General features: G+C 62.6%; 9 protein-coding genes and 1 pseudogene. 4 read left to right on the top strand and 6 right to left on the bottom strand.

Annotation, left to right across the window (positions count from 1 at the left end; genetic code table 11):
* Positions 1-469 precede the first annotated feature (469 nt).
* Positions 470-923: pseudogene (locus ACMA5I_RS13120) on the bottom strand (integrase arm-type DNA-binding domain-containing protein); the annotation flags it as partial.
* A 655-nt stretch (positions 924-1,578) separates the two neighbouring features.
* On the opposite strand from ACMA5I_RS13120, the gene ACMA5I_RS13115 reads away from it, so the two are divergent.
* The 4 genes from ACMA5I_RS13115 (at position 1,579) to ACMA5I_RS13100 (ending at position 5,162) form a co-directional block, all read left to right on the top strand.
* Complete coding sequence (locus tag ACMA5I_RS13115; protein WP_525886727.1) at positions 1,579-3,075, top strand: multicopper oxidase family protein; 1,497 nt, start codon at positions 1,579-1,581, stop codon at positions 3,073-3,075.
* Positions 3,076-3,085: 10 nt separating this feature from the next.
* Positions 3,086-3,772 carry a DsbA family protein gene (locus tag ACMA5I_RS13110; RefSeq protein ID WP_525886726.1) on the top strand — a complete coding sequence of 229 codons (687 nt, stop codon included), beginning with the start codon at positions 3,086-3,088 and terminating at the stop codon, positions 3,770-3,772.
* A gap of 137 nt (positions 3,773-3,909) precedes the next feature.
* The gene (locus ACMA5I_RS13105; RefSeq protein WP_235931094.1) at positions 3,910-4,431 is read left to right on the top strand and encodes a DUF305 domain-containing protein; all 522 of its coding nucleotides are present in this window, start codon (positions 3,910-3,912) and stop codon (positions 4,429-4,431) included.
* A gap of 80 nt (positions 4,432-4,511) precedes the next feature.
* Entirely contained in the window at positions 4,512-5,162 is a 651-nt protein-coding gene (locus ACMA5I_RS13100; protein ID WP_166324110.1) for a L,D-transpeptidase, read from the top strand.
* Positions 5,163-5,189: 27 nt separating this feature from the next.
* Here ACMA5I_RS13100 and ACMA5I_RS13095 read toward each other — a convergent pair whose 3' ends face one another.
* From ACMA5I_RS13095 to ACMA5I_RS13075, 5 genes are all read right to left on the bottom strand, one after another.
* Entirely contained in the window at positions 5,190-5,462 is a 273-nt protein-coding gene (locus ACMA5I_RS13095; protein ID WP_525886725.1) for a hypothetical protein, read from the bottom strand.
* 37 nt (positions 5,463-5,499) lie between these two features.
* A complete protein-coding gene (locus ACMA5I_RS13090; RefSeq protein ID WP_119886901.1) occupies positions 5,500-5,955 on the bottom strand; it encodes a c-type cytochrome in 456 nt (151 codons plus the stop codon).
* 3 nt (positions 5,956-5,958) lie between these two features.
* The gene (locus tag ACMA5I_RS13085) at positions 5,959-6,438 is read right to left on the bottom strand and encodes a DUF411 domain-containing protein (RefSeq protein ID WP_525886724.1); all 480 of its coding nucleotides are present in this window, start codon (positions 6,436-6,438) and stop codon (positions 5,959-5,961) included.
* Positions 6,439-6,531: 93 nt separating this feature from the next.
* Positions 6,532-6,855 carry a hypothetical protein gene (locus ACMA5I_RS13080; protein ID WP_119886899.1) on the bottom strand — a complete coding sequence of 108 codons (324 nt, stop codon included), beginning with the start codon at positions 6,853-6,855 and terminating at the stop codon, positions 6,532-6,534.
* Positions 6,855-7,136, bottom strand: a complete 282-nt coding sequence (locus tag ACMA5I_RS13075; protein WP_101459771.1) for a metal-sensitive transcriptional regulator — start codon at positions 7,134-7,136, stop codon at positions 6,855-6,857. The genes ACMA5I_RS13080 and ACMA5I_RS13075 overlap by 1 nt, the downstream gene beginning before the upstream one ends.
* Positions 7,137-7,201 lie beyond the last annotated feature (65 nt).

The raw sequence follows: 7,201 nt of genomic DNA, 5'->3' as shown, positions 1-7,201 counted from the left end.
ATAAAAAAGGTTCTCCTGCGCCTCCAGACGTCCCATCATCGCCTGATCCTCCCTGCCGATAAGGCAAGTGAATCAGTCGGTTGGGTCTCGATCAAGGTCAGAGTTTTTCACCAGCATCGACCGTTTTTGCCCTAGACCGGAAGCTGCCGTTCGTCGAAAGTCAACTTGATCCGCAACTCGCTCGTCTAATGGACTTGGGATGCAGGTCCGCTTCCCCTTGCGGGTCAATTCGAAAGAAATGTCGAGTTTGGGCTGTAACCGGTCATGCGGTAACGCGGCGTGCTGGGCGCCCAGGTCAGCGGTCTGCCCTGCAGAGACGGCCCAGAGCGGACTTTTGCGCTCAGTTCGGCGCTACATTGCAGCAATCACCAGACCTGCCATTGCATGCTTGGCGCGGCATTTTACGTTGGCCCGTTGACGGCAAGCGGCAACCACTTACTTCCGACCACGATTGTTGGTCCCCCAGTGGCAGGAACCGCTCGCGTGGGTTCTCGATCCGGCGGCGTAATCCCGATGCCGAATTGTCCTCACTCCAGCCCAGCTTTGCGCATAGGTGAACATCTTTCGGAGCACCTCGCCGACCCGGTTGGCGCACACCGGCGTTGGTTTCGATCCCTGCAGCTTGCGGGCCCGTCCCTCCCGTCTTCGTTCACGCCCAGCGGGTCGCCACCGGCATCGATGTTGCGGCGCAGCTCCTTTGCCCGTTCCCGCGCCGCTGCCGTCGACCATTCCGGCCAGCGCCCCAGCGTCATCCGCCGCTGCCGTCCGGCATGGCGGTAATCCAGCGTGAAGGCCCGGTTGCCCGAGCGGTAGATGCAGATGGCAAATCCCCGCACCTCGCTGTCGAAAATCTGATAGTCCCGGCCCGGTTCCGGCACCGCCTCCCGCACCGATTTCTCGTTCAATCTCAGTCTTTTGACCACGCCCAGCGCCTCCTTCTTGCATCCCACACAAGGCTCAGCCTCGCGCTCATCGCGAGTCATGCATCGCCGGTCGGACCGGCGGGGAGGCGGAAGGTGGCAGAACCTAGGGGGAGGGCTGCCGGTCAATGGCTCAGAAGGGAAAAACCTACACCCTCTGTTGACTACTCCGTGAATTGCAACGAGAGTCTGTCCTGCTTATTGTCAAGCTAGTTTCATAGGTTCCAACTCAACCACATGATGTGCCGCGCGATATGTTCTCTGCTTGTTGTCCTGCTCGTGTTCGCGGGCGTGACGCAGCATGGGCAAAGTACTGGCACAGCCGGACTGTCGGCCGATCAAGTTGTCGCTTCGATCAGCCATCCCGGTGACAAAGGCGGGCATGAGCACGGCTCTTCGGGGGAAACCTCTCGGCACGATATGACCGATGCCTGTGCGATTTTATGTGTCGGCACACCTACGCCCTGGCTTGCTGCCGCGCAACTTGCGCCTGTTGAGACCGAGCATTCGCTGAAATGGCACTCTATAGCGGTGACACGTGATGGCCTTCTGGTCGGCCCCGGATACCGCCCTCCGAAATCCATCTGAACACTTGCTTTGCCGCACCTTTCAAGGTGCCGAACATGGTTCGCCCTACGGGGTCTGATGGATTATTCATATGACTTGCACACTGAATCGCCGCGGCTTTCTGGCCGCATCCGCTGCCATGGCCGCAGCTTTTGCCATCCCACGCACGAGCATGGCGCAGCCAGCCGCGCTGGCATTGCAGGCAACGACGCGCACGCTTGACATCGATGGCCGCGCCGCCACGGTTTTCGGGCTGATCAACGGCAACGGAACGCCCGGTCTGGTTCTGGATCCGGGCCAGCGTTTCCTGCTGGACCTGACCAATGATCTGACCGAGCCGACGATCATTCATTGGCATGGACAGATCCCGCCGAACGCGCAGGACGGCGTTCCCGATATGCCGATGCCGCTGCTGCAGCCAGGAGAGACGCGTGCCTATGATTTTGAGGCCGCCGCAGGCACGCACTGGATGCACAGCCATGTGCCCATTCAGGAGATGCAGTTGCTGGCCGCACCCCTGATCGTCCGCCGCCCTGAGGATCTGCGAGTTGATCGGCAAGAGGTCACCATGTTCCTTCACGACTTTTCGTTCCGCTCGCCGGAAGAGGTGCTGGACGAAATCCGCTCGGGAAAGGGGCATGATGAGGCCGCCGAAGCCGAAATGTCGCAACCAGCCGATCCTCATGCCGGTCATGACATGGGCGATGGTATGGCCATGAATGGGATGTCGGAAATGGGCGGCATGTCCATGCCCGGCATGACCGGGATGCAGATGGACCTCAACGATTTCGATTTCGACGCTTATCTGGCGAATGACCGCACCCTGGGCGACCCCGAGGTCGTGCAGGTGGAAAAGGGTGGCCGGGTCCTGCTGCGGGTCATCAATGCGGCTGCGGCCACGGTGTTCTGGCTCGACAGCGGCGAGGTTCCGGGACGGCTTGTGGCGGTGGATGGCCAGCCGGTGCAGCCCTTTTCAGGAACGCGCTTCGGTCTGGCCATGGGGCAGCGCCTTGATATCGAGCTTGACCTGCCCGCCGAAGGCGGCGCCTGGCCGATCCTTGCGCTGCGTGAAGGCGCGCATGAGCGCGCCGGCCTGATCCTTGCGACCGCTGGCGCCAAGGTGCCGGTCATGCTTGGAATGGCAGACGAGGCCGCACCTGCATTCGATATCGACCTTGCACAGGAAGCCGCCTTGCGGGCCGTTGCTCCGCTGACGGAACGAGTTGCCGATGCATCACCCATGGTGATGCTGGGCGGGCAGATGCAGCCCTATCGCTGGACCATCAACGACCGCGTGTTCGAGGATCGGATTCCGGTTACGGCCAAAACAGGCCAGCGGGTCGAGATCATGTTCCACAACATGTCGATGATGGGCCATCCCATGCATCTGCATGGCCATCATTTCCAAGTTGTCGCGATCAATGGCAGACGGTTTTCCGGTGCATTGCGCGACACGGTCTATGTGCCGCCCATGTCGATGGTCACGGTGGCGCTGGATGCGGGCGAGGCGGCGGAATGGATGCTGCATTGTCACCACATGCCGCATCTTGCCAGCGGCATGATGACGACGTTCGCGGTCTCGGCGTGACGGGAGTGACATGATGTTTCAGCGACGCATGATCCTGACCCTGGCCCTTACCGCCCCGGCGATGGCCATCGCACCGCGCCTATCTTGGGCTGGTCATTCGCTTCCACCCGAATTCCGCAGGCAGCTTGAACATGACGCGAATGCGCCGATCTTCGGCAATCCTGACGGCGATGCGACTCTGATCGAGTTCTTCGACTATAACTGCCAGTTCTGCCGTGCGATGATGCCAGTGGTGGATGCCGTGTTAGGAGCCGATCCCGGCTTGCGGATGGTGATGCGGGAATGGCCGGTCTTTGGCGAGGGTTCGGTTTTCGCGGCCCGCGCGGCGCTGGCGTCGCGCAAGCAGGGGCGCTACGCCGACTTTCATCGCGCCTTGATGAGTCAGAAACCCCGGGCCGAAAGGGCCAGCGTCCTGCGTGTTGCGCGATCCATGGGTTTAGACACTCAGCAGTTGCAGCGCGATATGGGCGGCCCGGAGATTGCCCAACATATCCAGCAGTCCAATGCGCTGGCCGATGCCCGCCGCAAGCTGGCCCTCTGGCGCTATGACTACAACAACGTCAGGCCCCATTCCTCGCTGGGCAACAAGACCCCGTCCGACGCGCGCCGGGCGCTTGAGCAATCTGAGGGCGCCGCGCCCGGCGCGCTTGCCCAACCCGAAACCGACCACTATCAACACCAAGGACTCTCGTTATGAACGAGGGACGACTGGGGGGCACCCCCACCTTCATCGCCGGATCGGATTCGCGCTTTGGTGCCATTTCTTCATCCGAATTGGCCGAACTGGTCGCGGCCTCGCGCCGGAACTGACAAATTTCAAGAAAGGACAATGCTATGGATCATTCTGATCGACACAAGAGCCACGGAAACATGAGCGGCGGAAGCTATGGCCGCTTTGCCGCGATGATCGTTACCTCGACGGTGGTCATGTTCGGGTTGATGTATCTGAACACCTGGGCAATGGATCACGTCTTTTTCAGCCAGACCCGGATGTGGATGGCGCTCTACATGGGCGGCGCCATGGCGCTGATCATGCTGGCTTTCATGCTGGGGATGTACCGCAATCCGCGTGCCAATTTGATCGTCGCGGGCCTTTCAATTCTGGCATTTGCCCTCGGCCTGTTTCTGGTTCGCAGTCAGGCAACGGTCGACGACACCGCCTGGATGAAGGCGATGATTCCGCATCACTCGATTGCGATCCTGACATCCACCCGTGCGGATATCTCGGATCCTCGCGTCCGGGCGCTGGCGGACAGCATCATCGAGGCCCAGACACTGGAAATCGCGGAGATGAAGGCGCTGATCGCCGATCTGGAAGGCGGACCTGCGGCGACGCCAGAGGTTGACGGGCGCTGAGACGATACGTTCGGCAATCGCGGCTTCCGCTGCGCTTGCCGCAGTCATCTGAAGGTTAAACCATTACGGGGAGCAATCACATGCTGACACGCAGACATTTCATCCGAACGACAACCGCGCTGTTCTCGGCTGCCGCCGCCAGCCCGCTGATGGCCTCGTCCTGGCCCGATGCGGCGCAGAAGGCCGCCTGGGATGCCGAGGTGGAAGCCGGTGGTCCCAATCCATGGGGCCTGCACCAGCGTTTCCTGCCGCAGCGGATTGTCGCGAATGACGGTTTGGTGCCGGGCGATATCCACGTCGATGCCGTGGCCCGATACCTCTACCACATCGAAGAGGGCGGCACGGCGATGCGTTACGGCGTGGCCATCGGTCGGGGCGATCTTTACGAGCCGGGGACCTATACAATCAAGCGCAAGGCCGAATGGCCGCACTGGACCCCGACCCGGAACATGATCGAGCGCGAACCCGAGGTCTATGCGCAGTATGAAAATGGCATGGAGCCCGGCCCCCGGAACGCGCTGGGTTCGCGAGCGCTCTATCTCTATCTCGGCGAGCGCGACACCTATCTGCGCATTCACGGCACGCCATTTCCGACCTCGATCGGCAGCCGCGCCAGTTCCGGCTGCGTCCGCATGGTCATGGCCCATATCAACGGACTCTATCCACGCGTCCAGATCGGCGCGACCGCCTATCTCTATTCGCCGGAGGGCAGCGTGACGGCCATCAGCTGAACGGTCGCCCTCTGGCGAGGCCGGGCGTCAGGACGTACGCGCGTTGCAGATATGGTTGCCGTTGGCCGCCCGCAGCGGCACCAGCGTCGTTTCGACCGGCCCGGCATGATAATACCAATAGCAATCATCCGCCGGGTCCAGCCGCGCCGTTGTCAGGTCCTGGTTGGGGCCGGCGATGGCGACGACCTCGTTCGGAATGGGATACGGCGAGGCCGCTTCGGCAGCGATATCGGGCGCCTGGGCCGCGCATCCGGCAAGGACGAGCAGCGTCAGGGCGATGGCGGCGGTTCTTTTCTTCATGGGAAACTCCTTGGGTGGGGTGGTGACGCGCGGGGTGTTAGGACGCGCTGTCCTTGGTCATACGGCTCTGGATTGCGCGCTCGCGTTCCGGCCAGGTGGATTTGATATAGGCCAGAACGGCGGCGATCTCGGCGTCGCTCATGACATCAGAAAAGCCGGGCATGTCGCTTTCATAACCATCCCCGACCACGGCGGCGGTGCCGTCACGGACGATCTGTTCCAGAAGCGCGTCGGCGTGATGCCATGTGTGGCCGGTCTCGTTATGCGGGGGCGCCGGATAGCGGCCATTTGCGAGTGGGGTCTGCCAGTCCGGCTGCCCTTCCAGATCGGCGCCATGGCAACTGGCACAGTTGTCGGCGTAGAGCCGCTGGCCAAGCGCGATGACGGCCTGATCCTGTGCGGCTGTCTCAGTCGCCGCGCTGCCGCGCCAGAGGATCAGGATCGCAGCGGCCAGACCGACCGCCGCGATGAGGATGAGTGCGTTGCGCGTCATCTGTTATCCGTCCAGCGGAAAGGCGCGCCCGTCACCGGCAATGCCGCCCCAGGCGATGACCTCGGCGGTGGCCTCGACCCCGCCGCCCATGCCCGGAGAGCCGGCGGGCATCCCCGGCACGGCGATCCCGGAGATGTCGGGACGCTGATCCAGAAGCTGCGTTATGGCCGCGAAGGGCACATGGCCCTCGACGATATAGCCGCCGATCCGGGTCGTGTGGCAGGACCACAGGTTTTCGGGCACAGCGGCGTCGCGCTTCATGCCGACATAGTCGCTGGCCTCAGTGATTTCGACCTCAAACCCCGCCTCGATGGCAAGGTCGGCCCAGGCGCCGCAGCAGCCGCAGCCGGGGTCCTTGGTGACACTCAGCAGGTTCGGCTTTGCATCCGAGCTGGTGGCGGCGAAGGCAAGGGTAGAGGTTGTCGACAGTATCGCCGCGACCGCAAGGATCGCCCTGCGACGCGAGAAATTGGGGTTGCTCATATCTGATGTCCTTCGGGATGTTGCGCGCCGTAGGGTCATTCATCCCTGTCATGGCGCAGTTGATCGACTTGTGGCCACTCGGGCCATGTAGCGTCAGAGAGCAGCGGATCGCGGAGGGGGCAGCGGCAAACGCGGCCTGGCGGATTTCATATCCTGCAGCGGGGGAATGTGCCGGATTCGGCGTGGCAACCGGGCCGCGTTCGCCGTGACTTCGGCATGGCCGATGGCGGCACAGGCCGCACAGTCGCCATGTGGAGAATCCGGCTGCGTGGTGCAGCATTCATGCGCGACTGGCGACGCGGATGTTTCGGCCATCGAGGCCATCGGCGATGCCTCCGCCGAGGCGGCGCCGGTCAGGGCCAGCGGCATCGTCACCGCCAGCAGGGCGGCAAGCACGACCGACAGCAGCAGGCGCATCAGTCGCGCACCTTTTCCATCAGCTCGACGACCTCGCGGAACATCACCCGCTGCCGGTCCTGATCGCCGGATTGGATCGCGTCTTCCATGCAACTTCGCGCGTGATCCTCGATCAGCAGGCGTTCGACGCCGCGCAGGGCAGACCGGATGGCGGCGGTCTGGTTCAGGATATCGACGCAATAGCGCCCATCCTCGACCATACGCGAGACGCCCTGCACCTGACCGTTCAGGCGGGAAAGCCGCTTCAGGATCGCGTCTCGGTTCTGCTTGTCATGCGCCAAGGAGGGCTCCGAACTTCAACATCTGCGGCTTGTGCTATACCCTCAAGGGGTATAGAGCAAGTCTG

The sequence above is a fragment of the Jujubicoccus corallicola genome, assembly GCF_047345645.1.
GTDB lineage: Bacteria > Pseudomonadota > Alphaproteobacteria > Rhodobacterales > Rhodobacteraceae > JBLEFH01.
Note: the sequence above shows the minus strand (reverse complement) of the source record. Positions and strands in the feature narration are given on the sequence as shown.